This is a genomic window from Streptococcus sp. KCJ4932 (genome assembly GCF_004352745.1).
GTDB classification, from domain to species: Bacteria; Bacillota; Bacilli; order Lactobacillales; family Streptococcaceae; genus Streptococcus; species Streptococcus ruminicola.
Genome location: NZ_SJWW01000014.1, coordinates 44,678 through 63,240 on the forward strand (window position 1 = coordinate 44,678; position 18,563 = coordinate 63,240).

The following is an 18,563-nucleotide window of genomic DNA, read 5'->3' on the forward strand; positions in this document are numbered from 1 at the left end:
ATGACTAAATTAAAAGGACAAGTTGCTATTATTACTGGCGCAAGTTCAGGAATTGGCCGCGCAACAGCTTACGCATTAGCATCTGAAGGTTGTCACTTAGTATTGACAGCTAGACGTGAAGAACGGCTAAAAGAAGTGAAAGAAAAATGTGAAGCAATGGGAAGTAAGGTTGTCTATTACGTTGGTGATGTTTGCCAAGAAAAGACAGCTATTCAAACAGTTTCATTAGCAATTGAAACCTTTGGAAGGATTGATATTTTAGTTAACAATGCCGGTATTGGTAAATTAATTCCTTTGGTTGAATCAACTAGTGATGACTATTACGAAATAATGGATACTAACGTTTTTTCATCATTTATTTTTTCAAAATATGCAGCTATCGAAATGCTGAAAAAACGTCAAGGTAAAATTATTTTCGTATCTTCTGTAACTGGTCATGTTGGTCATGAAGATGAAACAATTTATACGATGACAAAATTTGCTCAGCGCGGATTATCACAAGCGATTGATAAAGAATTACGCTCACAAGGAATTAAAACTTGTGTTGTTTGTCCAAGTGCTACAAAGACTGAATTTGAAGTTGGTTATGGAAGAACGAAAGAAAGTGTAGAAGCAGCACATTGGGAGACAGCAGATGATGTCGCTCAAGGAATTCTGTATGCTTGTAAGGCTGAGAATACAGTCTGGGAAATTCGTATGAGGTAATAATTAAATTTTAACTATTGAAAAAGAATATGGGAGAGTACATAATGGAAAATTATCTTTTAAATGATGGAAACCTTATTCCAAAACTTGGTTTTGGAACTTGGCAATCTAAAAATGGAGAAGAGGCCTATCAAGCTGTAAAGACTGCGTTGAAAGTTGGTTACCGTCATATTGATACAGCAGCAATTTACGGAAACGAGGAAAGCGTTGGTCAGGCTATAAGAGATAGTGGTATTGATAGAAAAGAGATTTTTGTAACCACAAAACTTTGGAATAATGTTGGGAACTATCAAGAAGCTAGGGAAGCTATTGATACTTCATTAGAAAAGTTAGGCCTTGACTTTGTTGATTTGTACTTAATTCATTGGCCAAATCCGCTTGCTTTCAGGGAAAACTGGGAAGAAAGAAATCGTTCGATTTGGAAAGCAATGGAAGAGGCAGTAGCAGCAGGAAAAATTCGCAGCATAGGTGTCAGCAATTTCTTACCACATCACTTAGAAGCCCTTTTGAAAACAGCAAGGATTAAACCAAGCGTTAATCAAATTAGACTTTCACCGGGAATTTATCAAAAAGAAGTAGTTGATTTTTGCAATCAAAATGACATTTTAATTGAAGCTTGGAGTCCATTTGGTCAAGGGGATGTTTTTAATCACCCATTCTTAAAAGAATTGGCTGAAAAATATCAGACATCAGTTGCTAAGTTGGTTTTAACTTGGAGCCTTCAACAAGGATTTCTTCCATTACCAAAATCTGTAACTCCTAAAAGAATTGAGAGTAATTTTGATGCTTTTGGTGTGACTATTTCAGATGAAGATATGGATAAATTAACGAATTTAAAAGTTGAGTCTAGTGCACCTAATCCTGATCAAGTGGATTTTTAAAATATTTATGGAAAGATGATTTTTAAACTAAATCATCTTTTTTCGTGTCATAGTATCATTTTTTCTGAATATACTCAAAGCTTTTTTCAGAAAGCTAGCGTATAATGGGGGACAAGGAGGGTGTTATGACAGTAAAAGTAATTGCAACTGATATGGACGGAACCTTTTTAACAGATAAAAAGACTTATGACAAGGTTTTATTTGATCGTTTGTTTGATCGTTTTATGGCAGAAGGCATCAAATTTGTGGTGGCAAGCGGTAACCAGTATCGTCAGATTATCCAACAATTTCCTAAACACAAACATTTAATGTCTTTTGTGGCTGAAAATGGCGGTCACATCATTGAAAATGGTCGAACTTTGCAGGAAGAATTTGAAACAGTAGAAGCCATCTCTGCTTTGGTTAATTATATCGAAAAACATTATCCAGATACGGTGATTAACTTGGCAGGAAAGGCATCGTCATACTTGCCAATGTCGACACCGAAAAAAATCAAGGATTTGCTTAGCTATTATTTGCCTGTTTTAAAATACGTTGATAATCTACATCCAATTCCTGAGGATGATTATTTTAAAGTCACTTTACTGGTTCGTGATGAATTGACCTTCCAAGTGAGAGATGAAATTAACACTTTATTTGCGGATTATCAACTAACGGCGACCTCTAGTGGTTTTGGTTGTATTGATGTCATTCCATCGCATGTGCATAAAGGAACTGGCCTTGATTTCTTGCTCAATCACTGGGGCTATGGTCCTGAAAATCTGATGGTTTTTGGTGACGGTGGCAATGATATTGAGATGTTAAAACTGGCTAAATATTCTTTTGCGATGGCAAATGCTCCGCAGGAAATTAAAAACGTAGCCAACTATCAAGCTCCGTCAAATCAAGAAAATGGTGTTTTGCAAGTTCTTGCTCGTCATTTCTTGAATGAGTCAGATTTGTGATAGAATAGTCAAAAAGGAGAAAAAATGACTGATTTTCAAGAACTATATCACAAAGCTGATGTGACAGAATTTCGTAAGCAAATCTTAGCTGACCAACAAGCACAGTTGTGGGAAAAATACGATGCTTTGAATCAACTGGTAAAACAGCCAAATGTTGTCTTTGCTGGAGATTCTATCACTGAGTATTTTCCCATTCATGAAATGCTGACGTTGGATTTACCGCTTTATAACCGCGGTGTTCATGGCATCAACAGTTTGCAGCTTTTAGAACATCTGAATACACAAGTTTTAGATTTGAAACCAAGTAAAGTTGTTCTCTTGATTGGGGTTAATGATTTAAAGACCAGACAGCCAGAAGAAGTGCGTGAAACGATTGAGACTATCATAGCTACTATTCAACAAAAGTTGCCTGAAACTCAGATTATCTTGCTTTCTGTTTTTCCAATGAATGAGTCACCAAGATTCGTCCGCACACCAAGTCATCGTAATAATTATAGTATCAATCGATTAAATGCTTTGTTGTCTGACTTGTCAGGAGATGGTGTGACATACCTTAATCTTCATGGTGCTTTGTGCGATGAAAGTGGTGAGTTGCCACTAAATCGTACAGTTGATGGCCTTCACCTTAATGTCGATGGTTATCGTGTGGTGTCTGAGATTTTGTCAGCGTATTTGTAGTGGGATAGTATCATTTTCCAAGATAATAATGCAAGATTGCGCTTTCAAATAACGGTATACTATTATTGTACTTAATTGAAAGAGGGAAAAGATATATGACAAAAGCATTTCCAAAAAACTTCCTTTGGGGCGGAGCAATTGCTGCTAACCAAGCCGAAGGTGCTTATAACGAAGATGGTCGAGGACTTGTTGCAACTGATGTGACAACTGGTGGGTCAGTAAACGCGCCACGCTACATGACTTATATCGGCAAAGATGGTAAACCTGGTAAAGCGCCAGCTATGGGCCATAATGGTAAGATTCCTGAAGGCGCTAAATACGCCGTGCTCGATACAGAGCATTATCCAAACCATGTGGCTGTTGATTTTTATCACCGTTACAAAGAAGACATCAAGTTGTTTGCTGAAATGGGTTACTCTGTTTTTCGTTTGTCAATTTCTTGGGCTCGTATTTTCCCAAATGGTGATGACAAAGAACCTAACCAAGCAGGGCTTGATTTCTACCGTTCAGTCTTTGAAGAATGCCGTAAATACAATATTGAACCTTTGGTTTCAATTTGGCATTTTGATACGCCATTAGCACTTGAAGAAAATTATGGCGGTTGGAAAAATCGTAAGCTGATTGATTTTTATGTGCGTTATTGTGAGGTTATTTTTAACGAATACAAAGACTTGGTTAAATACTGGTTAACTTTCAATGAAATCAATAACACAACCATGTTCCTTGATATGTTTGGTTCAAAAGCTAGTGATGCAGATTATCAAGAAGGCTACCAAATCCTTCACCATCAATTTGTAGCGTCAGCTAAGGCTGTTCAAATTGGTCATGCCATCAATCCTGATTTCATGATTGGAAATATGATTTGTGGTATTACATTTTATCCTGGCACATGTGATCCAGCAGATATCCTTGCTAATGAACACAAATGGCAATCAGGCATTTACTACTGTGGTGATGTGCAAGCAAAAGGAAAATACGGTACTTATGCCAAACGTCTCTGGAAAGAGCACAATGTTGAATTGGATATTACAGAAGAAGACCTTGAAGATTTGAAACGCGGGACAGTTGATATGTATACTTTCTCATATTATATGTCAAACAATGTGACAACTCACACTGGCGGTGAGCAAGTTTCAGGTAACTTCTCAGCAGGTGCTAAAAATCCATACTTGACTTATTCTGATTGGGGTTGGGCGCATGATCCAATGGGACTTCAATATTATCTTGAAAAAATCTATGACCGTTATGAAATCCCATTGATGGTTGTTGAAAATGGTCTTGGAGCGTTTGATACTGTTGAAGAAGATGGCTCAATTCACGATGATTATCGCATTGATTACCACCGTGCGCACATTAATGCCATGGCAAATGCTATTGACAACGGCGTCGACCTTATTGGTTACACTACGTGGGGTTGTATCGATATCGTCTCAGCTGGTACAGGTGAAATGCGTAAACGTTATGGTTTCATCTACGTTGATATGGATGATGAAGGCAATGGAACCCTAAATCGCACACCCAAAGACAGTTTCTACTGGTATAAAGAAGTTCTTTCAACAAATGGCCAAAAAGCCATTGATGAAGCAAGTGAAGATTAAAACTGATAAATAAATTCCTCGCTCTTTTAGCGGGGATTTTTTGAAATAATTTGAAAAAAAATAGTGTTTTTTTGTTAGAAAGTGATAGAATAAACTTAAAGATTAAAAAGTTTATTGGAGATTATTATGAGAGTTAAAGGTCACGGAACAATAAAAAAATCAAAAGCCTACGGTGCTATTGGAACACTTTTATTATCAGGTGTCTTGCTGACGACTTTTGGAGCTAATGGTGTTTGCGCTGATGAAGTGCAAGCAAGTACGAGCGCCACTGTTAATAGCATGTTAGCTGATGTCAATAGTGAAAATTATCAGGCTGATGCTGGTTTGTCTGAAGAAACTAGTGATTTGTCAGAAAATGATAAGGCAAATGAGCTTAATTCTGAGTTAGCATCTAGTTCAATTAATGATGAGCAAAGTACGACAACTACTGAGCAAACAGAAGTAAATGACGATAAATCAGCAGTTACTGATGACAGTAATTTCACAGGTGCTGAGTCTGAGCAGGTTGACAATCTTTCTGAAAATCAAACTGAGTCAATCGTTGATGCTAATGCTAACAGTCAGCTTACGGATGAATCACAAAACGTTAAGCCTGAAATTACTGCTAATGACAATCAAAAACTTGTTACTGAACGCAGAGCAACAGGAAACGCTACAGACGAAGTAACCAGTGCGACCTTAACGAATAAAGGTTTTGATATTCAGTATAATCAAGCTATTCCAGCAGGTGCTAAAATCATGTTTGCGGTTTGGTCTGAGGTCAATGGTCAAGATGACCTTATTTGGTACACAGCTGATAGCAATGGACACGTCGTAGCCAAATACACTGGTTCATACGGAAAATACAATATCCATACTTACCAAAATATCAATGGTCAAATGATTGGTTTAAATGGTCGCACCATTGATGTGCCAAAACCAAGTGCCAAGGTGACAATTACAAAGGTTAGTGGCACAACTTACAAAGTGATTGTTAGTGATATTCCAGCTTACATCACTAGTATTCAACTACCAACATGGACAGAAAAAGGTGGTCAGGATGATATTCAGTGGTATGCTACTACTCAAAATGCTGACGGCACTTTTACAAGAACCTTTAGTATCGGTGAGCACAACCTAGAAAGTGGTAAATATAATGTCCATGTTTATGGGACAAGTGCAGTTACGAATTCGCTAACAGGTCTTACTGGTACAAGCTTCCAAGGAGATTATCAGTTTGGAGATGTCAAAGTTCAACCAACTTTGACATCAAATGGTATCCAAATTAGCATGCCAAGTGATGTTAGCTCAGATATGACCGTTTACCATGCTGTTTGGTCAGCCAAAAATGACCAAGACGATTTGATTTGGTACAAAGTTCCAGCTAATGGTCAACTGACAGCTAAGTACACTGGTGATTATGGCACTTATCTTATCCATACTTACGCTGTGATTAAAGGTCAGATGACATGTATCAGTGCGACAAGTATTGATGTTCCAAAACCAAGTGCTAAAGTGACAATCACTAAAATTAATGAGACAAGTTACAAAGTAACAGTCAGTGATACCCCAATATACATCACTAGTATTCAACTACCAACTTGGACAGAAAAAGGCGGTCAGGATGACATCCAGTGGTATAGCACTACTAAGAACGCCGATGGCACCTTTACAAGAATCTTCAGTATTGCTGAACACAATCTAGAAGGTGGTAAATACAATGTTCATGTCTATGGAACGAATGCAGTTACGAATTCCCTAACTTGTCTAACAGGAACAAGCATAGAAGCTGATTACCATTTCAGTGATGTTCATGTTCAGCCAACTTTAACGACTAACGGTATTCAAATCAGCATGCCAAGCGATGTTAGCTCAGATTTGACCGTTTACCATGCCGTTTGGTCAGCCAACAATGATCAAGATGACTTAATTTGGTACAAAGTTCCAACCAACGGTCAACTAACGGCTAAGTATACTGGCGATTATGGGACATATCTTATTCACACCTATGCTGTTGTTAAGGGAAAAATGGTATGTATCAGTGCAACAAGTATTAACGTGACAAAACCAGAAGTAAGGGTTCAAATTGAAAAGTTAACAGACTATTCTGCAAAAGTAACGGTGACAGATGTTCCAGTTTATGTTCATGATATTCAATTACCAACTTGGACAAGTAAAAATGGTCAAGATGATATGAAATGGTATCATGCTACTAAGCAAGAAGATGGCTCTTATGTCTACACTTTCTACGCTAAAAATCATAAGTTTGAGTCTGGACATTACAATGTTCATGTTTATGGTACAAATGAAGTCACTCATTCCTTTACATGCCTTTCAGGCTCAGACGGTGTTGATTTAATTTTTAATGAGTTACTAACAAAACCAACAGTAGTTGTTCAAAATTACGATGCTTCAAAAGGTAGCTTAGAAGTTGTGATTGCGGAAACAGAGTCTTCAAAAGATATTGCTAGTGTAGCTGTTGCTGCTTGGTCTGATTCTGCTCAAAAAAATCTTCATTGGTACACAAGCTCAAACGTTTCAAACGGAAAAGTCATTATTACGGTTGACGAAAAATATCATCATAACATTTCTGCAGACTATACGGTCCATGTTTATGTTAAGACCAAAGATGGTGAAACTGTTGGTTATAACCTTGGTCAATATGCTTTTACTAACAAGGAAATAACCACTAGTGTTTCAACGACTTATAAAGGAACTGGTGTTTACGGTGTTAATATTTCTGGTGTTTACTCAAATGGTACTGTAAAATATGCCGTTTGGTCTGATGTGAATGATCAAGATGACATCAGATGGTATGATGCGACTACGTCAGGGACAAATGCCGTAGGTCTCATTAATGTCGCCAATCACTCTGGTACAGGAACTTATCACGTCCATGTTTACCAGTCTGATAATGGGCAAATGTATTTCTTGACATCAACTGAATTCACTGTTAAACGTACGAACTTCAGTACTCCTTATTACAATCAACGTGATGGACGTTGGGCAAATATTACTTTCGGAGGCTACAGAATGGCTTCGACAGCCTGTGCCCCAACAAGTGTTGCTATGGTTGTTTCATCATTAACAGGAACAGAAATTTTGCCGACATCTGTCTGTGCTTATCTCTATAACAACACTGTTGAATATAATCGTGGAGGTTCAGGAACAACTGGACGAGGTGTTATGATTGCTACTCAACACTGGGGATTGGCAGCAACGGTACTTCATAGTTCATCTCAATTGTCAGAGGCATTAAAAGAAGGACACCACGTTCTGGCTGCTGTTCAACAAGATAAGTTTTCACCTTGGGGCTTTGGAACAAGTCACGAAATTGTTCTTAAAGGGTATTCAAATGGAAATACTTTCGTTTATGACCCATATAATGCAGCAAACAACGGTTGGTATCCTATTGAATTGCTTTGGAGAGAACAAAGTACACAATTAGGTGATATCAATGGTCTTGGCAATCCATTTGTCAAAGTGAACGATATTTAAAATGAAAAGGAAGTACTTATACTTCCTTTTTTGTGTTATATGACTTTAGTCAGTCTCACTCCGTAAGGTGTGAGACAAAACAACCACCTGCTATGCGGGTGGGTAACAATAGTTATACAAAATAACTCCTTTCGCATTACATTAAAGTTGTTTAAGCTTATTGCTTAGCGAAAGGAGTATAAAAAGTATGTCTAATAAATCATATAGTTTATCACACACGAAGTGGATGTGTAAGTATCACATCGTCTTCATTCCTAAGTATAGACGAAAAGTTATTTATAATCAATACAGAAGCAGTTTAGGAGAAATCTTCAGGCGTTTATGTGAATATAAGGGAGTAAAAATAATAGAAGGTCACTTAATGCCAGACCATGTTCATATGCTCGTAAGTTTTCCACCCAAACTAAGCGTATCTCAATTTATGAGTTATTTAAAGGGAAAAAGCTCATTAATGATGTTTGATAAGCACGCCAATTTAAAATATAAATTTGGCAATAGACATTTTTGGGCAGAGGGATATTATGTAAGTACAGTTGGACTTAACGAAGCGACGATAAAAAAATATATTCAATAACAAGAACAACATGATATAGTGCAAGATAAGTTGAGTATTAAAGAATATGAAGATCCCTTTAGGGATAAGTAAGTGATTACGAACGTCTCTTTGAGAGACCTGTGACGAGTCAAGAACAATAGGCTTGAACAAAGTGAAAGCCAGCGCCTAAAGGCGCTGGCAGGTGTTATGGGCTTATAGCCCTTGTACAAACCACCTGTTTGACGGGTGGTTATGATTGTACTTTTGCTAAAGTTTTTTGAAACTGCTATCATGGTATTAGAAAAAATTGAAATGGTGAAAAAGATGATAAAACTCATAGCAGTGGATATGGATGGAACATTCTTAGATGAAAAAGGTCAATTTGATGCCAAGCGTTTTGAGCAGCTATTGGATGAGCTGGATAAAAGAGGAATTCTATTTGTCGTGGCGACTGGTAATCAAATCTCACGAATGAAGATTGTTTTTGGAAACTTGGCAAATCGGCTAGCCTATGTTGTTGGTAATGGTAGTCATTTGCTTGTTAAGGACGAGACGATTTACCTTAAAAATCTAAACGCGCAGCAATTGCAGCATTTTCTACAGTACTATGAGCAGCATTTTGATGACTACCATATCGTGATTTCTTCACCTGAGCATTCTTATATGACCAAAGGAGCTTACACCTGCCAGAATCTTGGTAATGCAGAACGTCTGAAGTATTACAATGCCAGCTTTCCAAATGTGATTTTACTTGATAATATGCTTGACTTGCCACATGAAAAGATTAATAAAATCACCATGCAGCTCCCAATGGCTTTGTTTGAAAGTGTTAGTCAGGATTTTAGAAAAGAATTTCCTGATTTAGTACCAATGGCAAGTGGATTTGGGGCTATTGATGTGGTTTTGCCTGGTGTTGATAAGGCACTAGGGATAAAAGAGCTGATGGCCTTAAAAGGCATTTCAACTGATCAGGTCATGACATTTGGAGACGGTGATAACGATATCGCTATGTTACGCTTAGCGAAATATTCTTATGCCATGGAAAATGCTAGCAAGACAGTGAAAGCAGCTGCAAACTTTATAGCACCATCGAATGCTAAATCAGGTGTTTTTCAAGTGATTGAACAATACCTAGAATCACATTAAAAAACACTCCTGAAATCGTTCAGGAGTGTTTGCTTTATTTCATGCGAGCAAAATAGTTTTTTGTTTCACGGATAATAACTGGTGACAGAGCAAGCAGAGCAATAAGGTTTGGTAGAGCCATGAGGCCATTAACGATATCAGCAATAATCCAGATAAGCTCAAGTTTTAGGAAGCCACCAAGAGCAACCATGATGACAAAAATAACGCGGTAAAGTTTGATATGTTTTGTTCCGAAAAGGAATTCGAAACATCTTTCACCGTAGTATGACCAACCAAGAATTGTCGTAAAGGCAAAGAGAACAAGACAGAAAGTCAGAGCAAGAGCACCAGGAGTTCCAAAGAGAGATGAGAATGCTGCTTGAGTAAGAGGGGCACCTTCTAGACCAGCTACAGTCCATTTCTCAGTAACGATGATTGAAAGACCAGTCAAAGTACAAATGATAATTGTATCAATAAAAGTACCAGTCATTGAGATAAGACCTTGTTCAACAGGTTCTTCTGTTTTTGCAGCGGCAGCAGCTATTGGAGCTGAACCTAGACCAGATTCATTTGAGAAGACCCCACGCGCGATACCTTTTTGGATGGCTTCTTTAACAACGGCACCAGCAAAACCACCGACAGCTGCTGTACCAGTAAATGCACCAGTGAAGATTTGACCAAATGCTGGAAGAATTTGATCAAAGTTTGTAAAGATGACAGCTAAAGTTGCAAGGATGTAGATAATCGCCATGAAAGGAACAACTTTCTCAGCAACTTTTGAAATTGATTTGATTCCACCGAAGATAATGATGGCAACAATTACAGCAACAACAATACTTACAATCTGTGGCGCTAAGCCAAATGAATTTTCAAGTGATGAAGTAATTGAGTTAACTTGTGAGAAAGTACCAATGCCAAAGTAAGCAACAAGGATACCAGCGACAGCAAAGAAAATCGCAAGTGGTTTCCAACGTTTACCCATACCGTTTAGGATATAGTACATTGGTCCCCCAGAAACTTCACCATTATCATCACGTGTGCGGTATTTGATGGCAAGAAGTCCTTCAGAGTATTTTGTTGCCATTCCAAAGAAAGCAGCAATCCACATCCAAAAGAGGGCTCCAGGTCCACCAGCTTTGATAGCTGTTGCCACCCCAACGATGTTACCAGTACCTACTGTTGCTGCAAGAGCAGTAGCAAGAGCAGCAAAACTAGAAATATCCCCTTGACCTTTATCGTCAGCGAAAATTAATTTAAAGGCTTTAGGTAATTTTAAAACCTGGAGTAAGCCAAGACGAACAGTTAAATAAATCCCTGTTCCCACCAAGAGAATAAGCAGTGGGGCACCCCAGACAATATCATCTAGCATTGTAAAAAAGTTTAGCATATACGAATAAGTCTCCTATAAAACATAGCGTCCTATGATGCCAGTTAGAATAGAAAAAAGGAGTTATCGTAGTGATAACTCCTGAAAAGTGATAAGAAGACTGACAAAGATAATACACCTTACCTGTTAATCGATTCTTATCTTCTGTCCTTTTGCCTGAGAGTTTGAGCTAGATGTGTGTCTAGCCTTGCCCCTTCGGCGCCTATCTAGTTCTTTCATGTTAGTATTACAATACTCAGTCCTTAAAAACATACTAACGAAAGGTCACTAGTGTCATTTAAAAAATGACTAGGTCTCTCCAGAAGTCCGTCCATCACCCAGTCCTGTCTATGACACCTGAGAGCGTAACTCCTTCGGCGAAAGGCAAGCTTTCTTCTCCTGAATGACATCATTCGGTTTGCTATTTGATTTGAATACTATATTAAAGCAAAAACCGAACTTTGTCAATAGTATTTTTTGAATTGTTTGGAAAAAATATAAATTACAAAAAAATCAAAGAATGATTTGCGATAAAATATTAATGATCTTTTCGATATCTTGATTAGAAATATTAGCATAATTAACGATGAAAGACTTGTCAAAGTGCTTGTTTTCCCCTTGATAATAGTGAGAAATAGCTGTCATTTGCAATCCATTTGCTAGAGCTTGTTTGTAAATGTCATCTTCTGCTAGGTCACTTTTAATGGTCATAATAAAATGCAAACCAGACTCTTCTTCATGAATGCTGATGTGATTTTTGAGAGGACTGTCTAATAATCTTTGAATCAGACTGTCACGTTTTTTCTGATAAAAAAGTCGCATACGATTTAAATGCTTTTCAAAATAACCGTCGTTGATAAAGTAAGCAAGGGTGTATTGTTGTAAGTTTGAGACAGTGTTATTGTAAAAGCTAAGTTGCTTTTCAAAGCGTTCCAATAATTGCGGTGGCAAAATCATATAACTAATACGTAAAGTTGAAGCCAAGCTTTTGCTAAAAGTATTGATATAAATGACTTTTCCGAGGCTATCAATCTCTTGAAGGCTAGGAATCGGTAGCCCTTGAAAACGAAATTCACTATCATAATCATCCTCAATGATATAACGATTGCCTTGATTTGCCCAACTTAAAAGTTCATAACGTTTGCTGATAGATAAAATAGCTCCTGTAGGAAATTGGTGCGAAGGAGAAAGGTGGACAATATCGGCATCTGTTTCTTTTAGTTGTGACATACTAAGTCCGTCATTTTCCATATCAATGAAGGTTTGTTTGACCTGAAATTGCTGATAAATTTTACGGATTTTTGAATAACTTGGCTCTTCTAAAGCAACTGTTTTATCAAGCCCAAGTAATTGAATGAGAATAGTATACAAATACTCGGTTCCTGCACCGATGATAATTTGGCGAGGGTCGACAGCCATTCCTCTATAGTCATTTAGGTGTTTAGCGATAGCTTGTCTTAGTAGTAGAACACCTTTACTTGGTGAAGGGTGAACAAGTTCATCTTGGCAGTTATTCAGAACTTGACGAACAATTTTTGACCACGTAGCAAATGGAAAGGTTTCGGAATTGGTCTGGTTATTACTAAGTCGCAGATAAGTTTTGGCTTCATCTGGCCTGCTTTCTGGATTTGAAAGTAACCTTATGGTTTTTTCAACGGGCGGATGGTGTGGATTGATTTCTGAAACGAAGAATCCTTTTTTAGCTTGACTGTAAATGTAGCCTTCAGCTTTTAATTGTTGATAGCTGGTTTCAACCGTAACGATAGATATACCAAGGTGTTTGGCAAGGTTACGTTTTGATGGTAATTTTTCTCCAGCTTTTAAAATCCCAATGGTAATATCTTTTTTGATTGCACGATAAAGTTGTTCGTAAAGGGGAATAGCACCTTTTTTATCCAATGAATATGTAAGCATAACATCTCCAATCTGACCCTATAAAAAAGTTTTTAAGTGACGCTTGATACCATGTCAGTTTTTATTATAATGAAAAGCAACAAAAAAGTAAATGAGGTATTTTTATGGCAAATCAACGTTATCAACTTAACAAGCAACTAGCTCAAATGCTCAAAGGTGGAGTGATTATGGATGTAACCACTCCTGAACAAGCAAGAATCGCTGAAGCAGCAGGTGCCTGTGCCGTTATGGCACTAGAAAGAATTCCCGCTGATATCAGAGCTGCTGGTGGTGTCTCACGTATGAGCGATCCCAAAATGATTAAAGAAATCCAAGAGGCAGTTTCTATTCCTGTTATGGCAAAGGTGCGTATTGGGCATTTTGTTGAAGCTCAGATTCTTGAAGCTATTGAGATTGATTACATTGATGAAAGTGAAGTGCTCTCACCTGCTGATGACCTTTATCATATTGACAAGACTCAATTTGACGTGCCATTTGTGTGTGGGGCTAAAAATCTTGGTGAAGCTCTTCGCCGTATTGCAGAAGGCGCTAGTATGATTCGTTCAAAAGGGGAACCAGGTACTGGTGATGTCATCCAAGCAGTTCGACATTTACGTTCATTGAAAAAAGAAATCGCTCGTCTTAAGGCTCTTCGTTCGGATGAACTCTATCAAGCAGCAAAAGAATTGCAAGTTCCTTATGATTTAGTCAAAGAAGTTCATGAGACTGGAAAATTACCAGTTGTTTTGTTTGCGGCGGGTGGTGTGGCTACGCCGGCAGATGCTGCGTTGATGATGCAACTTGGTGCAGAAGGTGTTTTTGTTGGCTCTGGTATTTTCAAATCAGGTGATCCCGAAAAACGTGCGCGTGCTATCGTTCAAGCTGTGACAAATTATCAAGATAAGAATTTACTTGCCAAGTTATCAGAAAATCTTGGCGAAGCCATGGTCGGCATTAACGAAGAAGAAATCCAATTGCTTATGGCTGAACGTGGGATTTAGGAGGTTGATATGGTTTTAATTGGAGTGCTTGCTCTGCAAGGGGATTTTGCAGAGCATAAAGCAAAGTTAGCCTCATTAGGTGCACAGACAATTGAGATTCGTCAGCTAAAAGATTTAGAAAAGCCGCTAGACGGTTTGGTGCTTCCAGGTGGTGAATCAACGGTACAAGGAAAATTGTTAGCTGATTTAGGGCTTTTAGAACCTTTGCGAGAAAGGATTCAGCAGGGTTTGCCAGTTCTTGCGACCTGCGCTGGCTTGATATTACTAGCTGAAAATGTAGAAAATCAAGCAAAGCGTTATTTAGGAACTTTACCAGTCACCGTTAAGCGTAATGCCTACGGTAGACAATTAGGAAGTTTTTCGTCTTTACTTGATTTTGCGGATTTAGGTCAAGTGCCAGCGACTTTTATCAGAGCACCATATATTAGTGAGGTAGAAGATGATGTTGAGATTTTGTCAAAACATCAGGGCAAAATCGTCGCTGCTCGTTATCGCAATCAAATCGGACTTTCTTTTCATCCTGAAGTTGATGAGAATGACAGCATTCATTCTTATTTCTTGAAGATTTGTCAAACAAAGTGAAACCAGCCAACATTATTTCTTTAAAAAATGGTACAATAGAAAAGCATTGATTTTAATGAAATAATTAATATAGAGAGGAATAAATCTCGGATGGTTTTCTTGGCTGATAGGAGCTGATGGCAGAACCTCCGTGGTCTTTTATACGATGAATCCTTTATTAAATGGTATGAATGATAAGCAGGCTGAAGCTGTTAAAACGACAGAAGGTCCGCTTTTGATTATGGCAGGTGCGGGCTCTGGGAAGACTCGCGTGTTGACACACCGCATTGCCTATTTGATTGATGAAAAATTTGTAAACCCGTGGAATATCTTAGCGATTACCTTCACCAATAAAGCTGCGCGTGAAATGCGTGAACGTGCTATGGCCTTGAATCCAGCAACGGCAGATACTTTGATTGCTACCTTCCACAGCATGTGTGTGCGCATTTTGCGTCGTGACGCTGATCACATCGGATATAACCGCAATTTCACTATCGTGGATCCAGGTGAGCAACGTACGCTCATGAAACGTATTTTAAAGAACCTCAACCTTGATCCTAAAAAATGGAACGAACGTGCCATTCTTGGAACGATTTCAAATGCCAAGAATGATTTGCTTGATGAGGTTGCATATGAGAACCAAGCTGGTGATATGTACACACAAATTGTTGCTAAATGTTATAAGGCTTATCAAGCGGAACTTCGTCAAAGCGAAGCCATGGACTTTGATGACCTCATCATGTTAACCCTTCGTTTGTTTGACCAAAATCCTGATGTGTTAGCTTATTATCAACAACGCTACCAATACATTCATGTGGATGAGTACCAAGATACTAACCATGCTCAGTATCAGTTGGTTAAACTCTTGGCATCTCGTTTTAAAAATATCTGTGTCGTCGGTGATGCTGATCAATCTATCTATGGTTGGCGTGGTGCTGATATGCAAAATATCCTTGATTTTGAGAAAGATTATCCTGAAGCCAAGGTTGTTATGTTGGAAGAAAACTATCGTTCCACTAAGAAAATTTTGCAAGCAGCTAATGCCGTTATCAATAACAACCGCAATCGTCGTCCGAAAAAACTTTGGACACAAAACGCTGACGGGGAACAAATTGTTTATTACCGTGCGCGTGATGAACGCGAAGAAGCTGTTTTTGTTGCTTCAACGATTGACAATATTGTCCGTGAACAAGGGAAAAACTTTAAAGATTTTGCAGTTCTTTACCGTACTAACGCCCAATCACGTACTATTGAAGAAGCTTTGCTGAAATCAAATATTCCATATACAATGGTTGGTGGAACGAAATTCTACAGCCGTAAGGAAATCCGTGATGTCATTTCATACTTGAATGTTATTGCAAACACTGCTGACAACATCAGCTATGAACGAATTGTCAACGAACCAAAACGCGGTGTCGGTCCTGGTACGCTTGAGAAAATCCGTGACTTTGCTAATCTTCAAAACATGAGCTTGCTTGATGCATCAGTAAACATTATGCTTTCAGGTGTCAAAGGAAAAGCAGCACAAGCCGTTTGGGATTTGGCTAATCTTCTTATGAATCTTCGTGCTGATTTGGACAAATACAGTGTTACTGAATTGGTAGAAGCTGTTCTTGACAAAACTGGATACCTTGATGCCCTTCGTGTGCAAAATACGCTTGAAAGCCAAGCACGTATCGAAAATATCGAAGAATTCTTGACTGTTACGAAAAACTTTGATGAAAATCAAGACGATGCCCCAGAAGATGAATCTGGTATTGACAAACTAAGTCGTTTCTTGAATGATTTGGCTTTGATTGCAGATACTGATGATGGTGATGCTGAAACAGCAGAAGTGACTTTGATGACCTTGCACGCTGCCAAAGGTTTGGAATTCCCAATTGTCTTCTTGATTGGTATGGAAGAAGGGGTCTTTCCTCTTTCTCGAGCTGCTGAAGATCAAGATGAATTAGAAGAAGAACGCCGTTTGGCTTATGTTGGTATCACGCGTGCTGAGCAATTGCTCTTTGTGACAAATGCCAATACACGTACCTTGTTTGGTAAGACAAGTTATAACCGTCCATCTCGCTTCATCCGTGAAATTGATGACGAGTTATTGCAATACCAAGGCTTGGCTCGACCTGCTAATTCTTCATTTGGTGTTCGCTATAGCAATAGCAGTGACCAATCAATGAGCTTTGGTAAAGGCATGAGCCTCCAACAAGCTCTTCAAGCTCGCAAAGCGAAAGTTCAACCGACATCACGTGGAGCGCAGCCATATTCAAAAGCTGTCAAAGGAGTACCTTTTGGTCAAACTGCTGGTGCTTCAAAAGAAGCTGTCGACTGGCAAATTGGAGATATCGCTCACCACAGAAAATGGGGTGACGGAACTGTCCTTGCAGTTACAGGCTCAGGCAAGACTCAAGAACTAAAAATCAATTTCCCAGAAGTTGGACTTAAAAAACTACTAGCCAGCGTCGCACCAATTGAGAAGAAATAATAAGAGAAGTAATACCAAAAGAAATCCAAGGAAAACTTGGATTTCTTTTTTTAAAAATTCTCAATCAGGAACAGTTTTAGTAGAAGCTGATAATTTAAAGACAGCAACAGCTAAAGCTAGAAATGTTATCCAAGTGGATGTGATATTCCACGAAGACAAACTACTAAATAATACTGTTCCGACAGGAAGGGACAAGGTGAACAAAAAAGTTAGAAAATTATTTGTTTGTGCTAAGGTATTGGTTGGAAGATTGCTCAATAATTGAGAATTAATTTTAGGATTAACTTTTCCGACTAAATAACTGGCAAATGCTAGTAATAAAATACCGATAATTAAGGGGAAATGGATAAGATTTGAAAGACCGACAAGAAAGAAAATTACTGCACTAATTTTTAGCAATTGTCTAATTGATTTTTGAGAAAAATAATCGTGTGGTGTCAAGCTTCCAATCAAAATACCGCCAACTAAGATAAACTCAATAAGGAGTAGTGCTTGGCTGTAGGATAGGTGACCAATTTTTGTAGACAGTAGCCAAATATTATAAATAGCATTAAGTGAGCCACTGAGCATATTTAAGCAGAGAATTGCTAGGAGTAAGTGAAAAAAATCAGCGCTATTAGTTTCGTTAAAAATCAACATAACGTTATGGTATAAGTTTGAAAATTGTTCTTTGAATGATAGTTCATTATCGCTTGATAAAACATCGTAATCAGCATCGTCTTTGATGATTAATATCACTAGAGCTGACAGCATAAAAGAGAGTGCATTAATTATTGCGACAAGCGCAAAGTTGTGTTGAGAAATCGTTAATAACCAAATTCCTAAAGCTTGTCCAGAAAAGTTGCAGATATAAGAAATGAATTGCGTGAATGAATAGGCTTCGATTAAATCTTTCTTGTTAACGTACTTTTGAATAATAGGCATTCGAAGGCCATTTGAAAAATCGCTTAACATATCGCTAAGGATATTAAAAAGGCAAATAAAAGAAAAGGCAAGTAAACAATGCTTGGAAATTATAAAAGCCAAGCTTGTAAAAATAGCTGCTTGAGTAAAACCTGTGATAACAATCCATTTCTTTTTGAATTGAGTTTGATCAGCCTTTATGCCAACTAAAATAGTAAAGAGTGTTGGTATAACCATTGTTACATTAGCCACTCCTACCATAATTTTTGAATGAAAAACAGTGGCAGCATAGACGACGACTTTGGCGCGTAATTGGCAGAATAACTACTTGAAATTCACTCCCTTGTGATTTGTGGATGGACATGGCGTAGGCAAGCGTGATTTTGTGCCATTCATTACGAGGGTAAATCACTTCTG

General features: G+C 38.1%; 13 protein-coding genes, 2 pseudogenes and 1 riboswitch. Of the genes and pseudogenes, 11 read left to right on the forward strand and 4 right to left on the reverse strand.

Annotated features, from left to right (window positions below; genetic code table 11):
* From E0E02_RS07120 to E0E02_RS07155, 8 genes and pseudogenes are all read left to right on the forward strand, one after another.
* A complete protein-coding gene (locus tag E0E02_RS07120; RefSeq protein WP_074602066.1) occupies positions 1-705 on the forward strand; it encodes an SDR family oxidoreductase in 705 nt (234 codons plus the stop codon).
* A 44-nt stretch (positions 706-749) separates the two neighbouring features.
* Positions 750-1,586, forward strand: coding sequence for an aldo/keto reductase (locus E0E02_RS07125; RefSeq protein ID WP_039696818.1), 837 nt, complete (start codon positions 750-752; stop codon positions 1,584-1,586).
* Between the two features lie 125 nt (positions 1,587-1,711).
* Positions 1,712-2,530 carry a Cof-type HAD-IIB family hydrolase gene (locus tag E0E02_RS07130; protein ID WP_039696819.1) on the forward strand — a complete coding sequence of 273 codons (819 nt, stop codon included), beginning with the start codon at positions 1,712-1,714 and terminating at the stop codon, positions 2,528-2,530.
* A gap of 24 nt (positions 2,531-2,554) precedes the next feature.
* Positions 2,555-3,208, forward strand: coding sequence for an SGNH/GDSL hydrolase family protein (locus E0E02_RS07135; RefSeq protein WP_133018226.1), 654 nt, complete (start codon positions 2,555-2,557; stop codon positions 3,206-3,208).
* Between the two features lie 95 nt (positions 3,209-3,303).
* Positions 3,304-4,806 (forward strand): family 1 glycosylhydrolase, encoded by a 1,503-nt coding sequence (locus tag E0E02_RS07140; protein WP_074602060.1) that lies wholly within the window; start codon positions 3,304-3,306, stop codon positions 4,804-4,806.
* A gap of 126 nt (positions 4,807-4,932) precedes the next feature.
* Complete coding sequence (locus E0E02_RS07145) at positions 4,933-8,283, forward strand: GBS Bsp-like repeat-containing protein (protein ID WP_133018227.1); 3,351 nt, start codon at positions 4,933-4,935, stop codon at positions 8,281-8,283.
* Positions 8,284-8,470: 187 nt separating this feature from the next.
* A pseudogene (tnpA, locus tag E0E02_RS07150) lies at positions 8,471-8,929 on the forward strand (IS200/IS605 family transposase).
* Between the two features lie 180 nt (positions 8,930-9,109).
* Positions 9,110-9,964: a Cof-type HAD-IIB family hydrolase gene (locus E0E02_RS07155; RefSeq protein WP_240789022.1), complete on the forward strand. Its 855-nt coding sequence runs from the start codon at positions 9,110-9,112 to the stop codon at positions 9,962-9,964.
* Between the two features lie 34 nt (positions 9,965-9,998).
* Here E0E02_RS07155 and E0E02_RS07160 read toward each other — a convergent pair whose 3' ends face one another.
* A complete protein-coding gene (locus E0E02_RS07160) occupies positions 9,999-11,330 on the reverse strand; it encodes a sodium:alanine symporter family protein (protein WP_039696828.1) in 1,332 nt (443 codons plus the stop codon).
* A 134-nt stretch (positions 11,331-11,464) separates the two neighbouring features.
* Positions 11,465-11,642, reverse strand: a riboswitch (glycine riboswitch).
* Positions 11,643-11,822: 180 nt separating this feature from the next.
* Positions 11,823-13,223, reverse strand: coding sequence for a PLP-dependent aminotransferase family protein (locus E0E02_RS07165; RefSeq protein ID WP_074563783.1), 1,401 nt, complete (start codon positions 13,221-13,223; stop codon positions 11,823-11,825).
* 104 nt (positions 13,224-13,327) lie between these two features.
* Here E0E02_RS07165 and pdxS point away from each other — a divergent pair, with 104 nt between their 5' ends.
* The 3 genes from pdxS (at position 13,328) to pcrA (ending at position 17,243) form a co-directional block, all read left to right on the forward strand.
* Positions 13,328-14,203 (forward strand): pyridoxal 5'-phosphate synthase lyase subunit PdxS, encoded by an 876-nt coding sequence (gene pdxS, locus E0E02_RS07170; RefSeq protein ID WP_133018228.1) that lies wholly within the window; start codon positions 13,328-13,330, stop codon positions 14,201-14,203.
* Between the two features lie 9 nt (positions 14,204-14,212).
* Positions 14,213-14,785 (forward strand): pyridoxal 5'-phosphate synthase glutaminase subunit PdxT, encoded by a 573-nt coding sequence (pdxT, locus tag E0E02_RS07175; protein WP_133018229.1) that lies wholly within the window; start codon positions 14,213-14,215, stop codon positions 14,783-14,785.
* A 145-nt stretch (positions 14,786-14,930) separates the two neighbouring features.
* Entirely contained in the window at positions 14,931-17,243 is a 2,313-nt protein-coding gene (gene pcrA / locus E0E02_RS07180; protein WP_133018230.1) for a DNA helicase PcrA, read from the forward strand.
* 60 nt (positions 17,244-17,303) lie between these two features.
* Here pcrA and E0E02_RS07185 read toward each other — a convergent pair whose 3' ends face one another.
* Positions 17,304-18,383 (reverse strand): transporter, encoded by a 1,080-nt coding sequence (locus E0E02_RS07185; RefSeq protein WP_240789023.1) that lies wholly within the window; start codon positions 18,381-18,383, stop codon positions 17,304-17,306.
* A gap of 52 nt (positions 18,384-18,435) precedes the next feature.
* A pseudogene (locus E0E02_RS07190) lies at positions 18,436-18,563 on the reverse strand (ATP-binding domain-containing protein); the annotation flags it as partial.

What these genes read in the sequence shown, in the direction of transcription:
- pcrA (WP_133018230.1), top strand. Translation starts at nt 14,931, where the DNA reads ATGAATCCTTTATTAAATGGTATGAATGATAAGCAGGCTGAAGCTGTT.
- pdxT (WP_133018229.1), top strand. Translation starts at nt 14,213, where the DNA reads ATGGTTTTAATTGGAGTGCTTGCTCTGCAAGGGGATTTTGCAGAGCAT.
- E0E02_RS07140 (WP_074602060.1), top strand. Translation starts at nt 3,304, where the DNA reads ATGACAAAAGCATTTCCAAAAAACTTCCTTTGGGGCGGAGCAATTGCT.
- E0E02_RS07130 (WP_039696819.1), top strand. Translation starts at nt 1,712, where the DNA reads ATGACAGTAAAAGTAATTGCAACTGATATGGACGGAACCTTTTTAACA.
- E0E02_RS07160 (WP_039696828.1), bottom strand. Translation starts at nt 11,330, where the DNA reads ATGCTAAACTTTTTTACAATGCTAGATGATATTGTCTGGGGTGCCCCA.
- E0E02_RS07155 (WP_240789022.1), top strand. Translation starts at nt 9,110, where the DNA reads ATGGTATTAGAAAAAATTGAAATGGTGAAAAAGATGATAAAACTCATA.
- E0E02_RS07185 (WP_240789023.1), bottom strand. Translation starts at nt 18,383, where the DNA reads ATGGTTATACCAACACTCTTTACTATTTTAGTTGGCATAAAGGCTGAT.
- E0E02_RS07145 (WP_133018227.1), top strand. Translation starts at nt 4,933, where the DNA reads ATGAGAGTTAAAGGTCACGGAACAATAAAAAAATCAAAAGCCTACGGT.
- E0E02_RS07125 (WP_039696818.1), top strand. Translation starts at nt 750, where the DNA reads ATGGAAAATTATCTTTTAAATGATGGAAACCTTATTCCAAAACTTGGT.
- E0E02_RS07165 (WP_074563783.1), bottom strand. Translation starts at nt 13,223, where the DNA reads ATGCTTACATATTCATTGGATAAAAAAGGTGCTATTCCCCTTTACGAA.
- pdxS (WP_133018228.1), top strand. Translation starts at nt 13,328, where the DNA reads ATGGCAAATCAACGTTATCAACTTAACAAGCAACTAGCTCAAATGCTC.
- E0E02_RS07135 (WP_133018226.1), top strand. Translation starts at nt 2,555, where the DNA reads ATGACTGATTTTCAAGAACTATATCACAAAGCTGATGTGACAGAATTT.
- E0E02_RS07120 (WP_074602066.1), top strand. Translation starts at nt 1, where the DNA reads ATGACTAAATTAAAAGGACAAGTTGCTATTATTACTGGCGCAAGTTCA.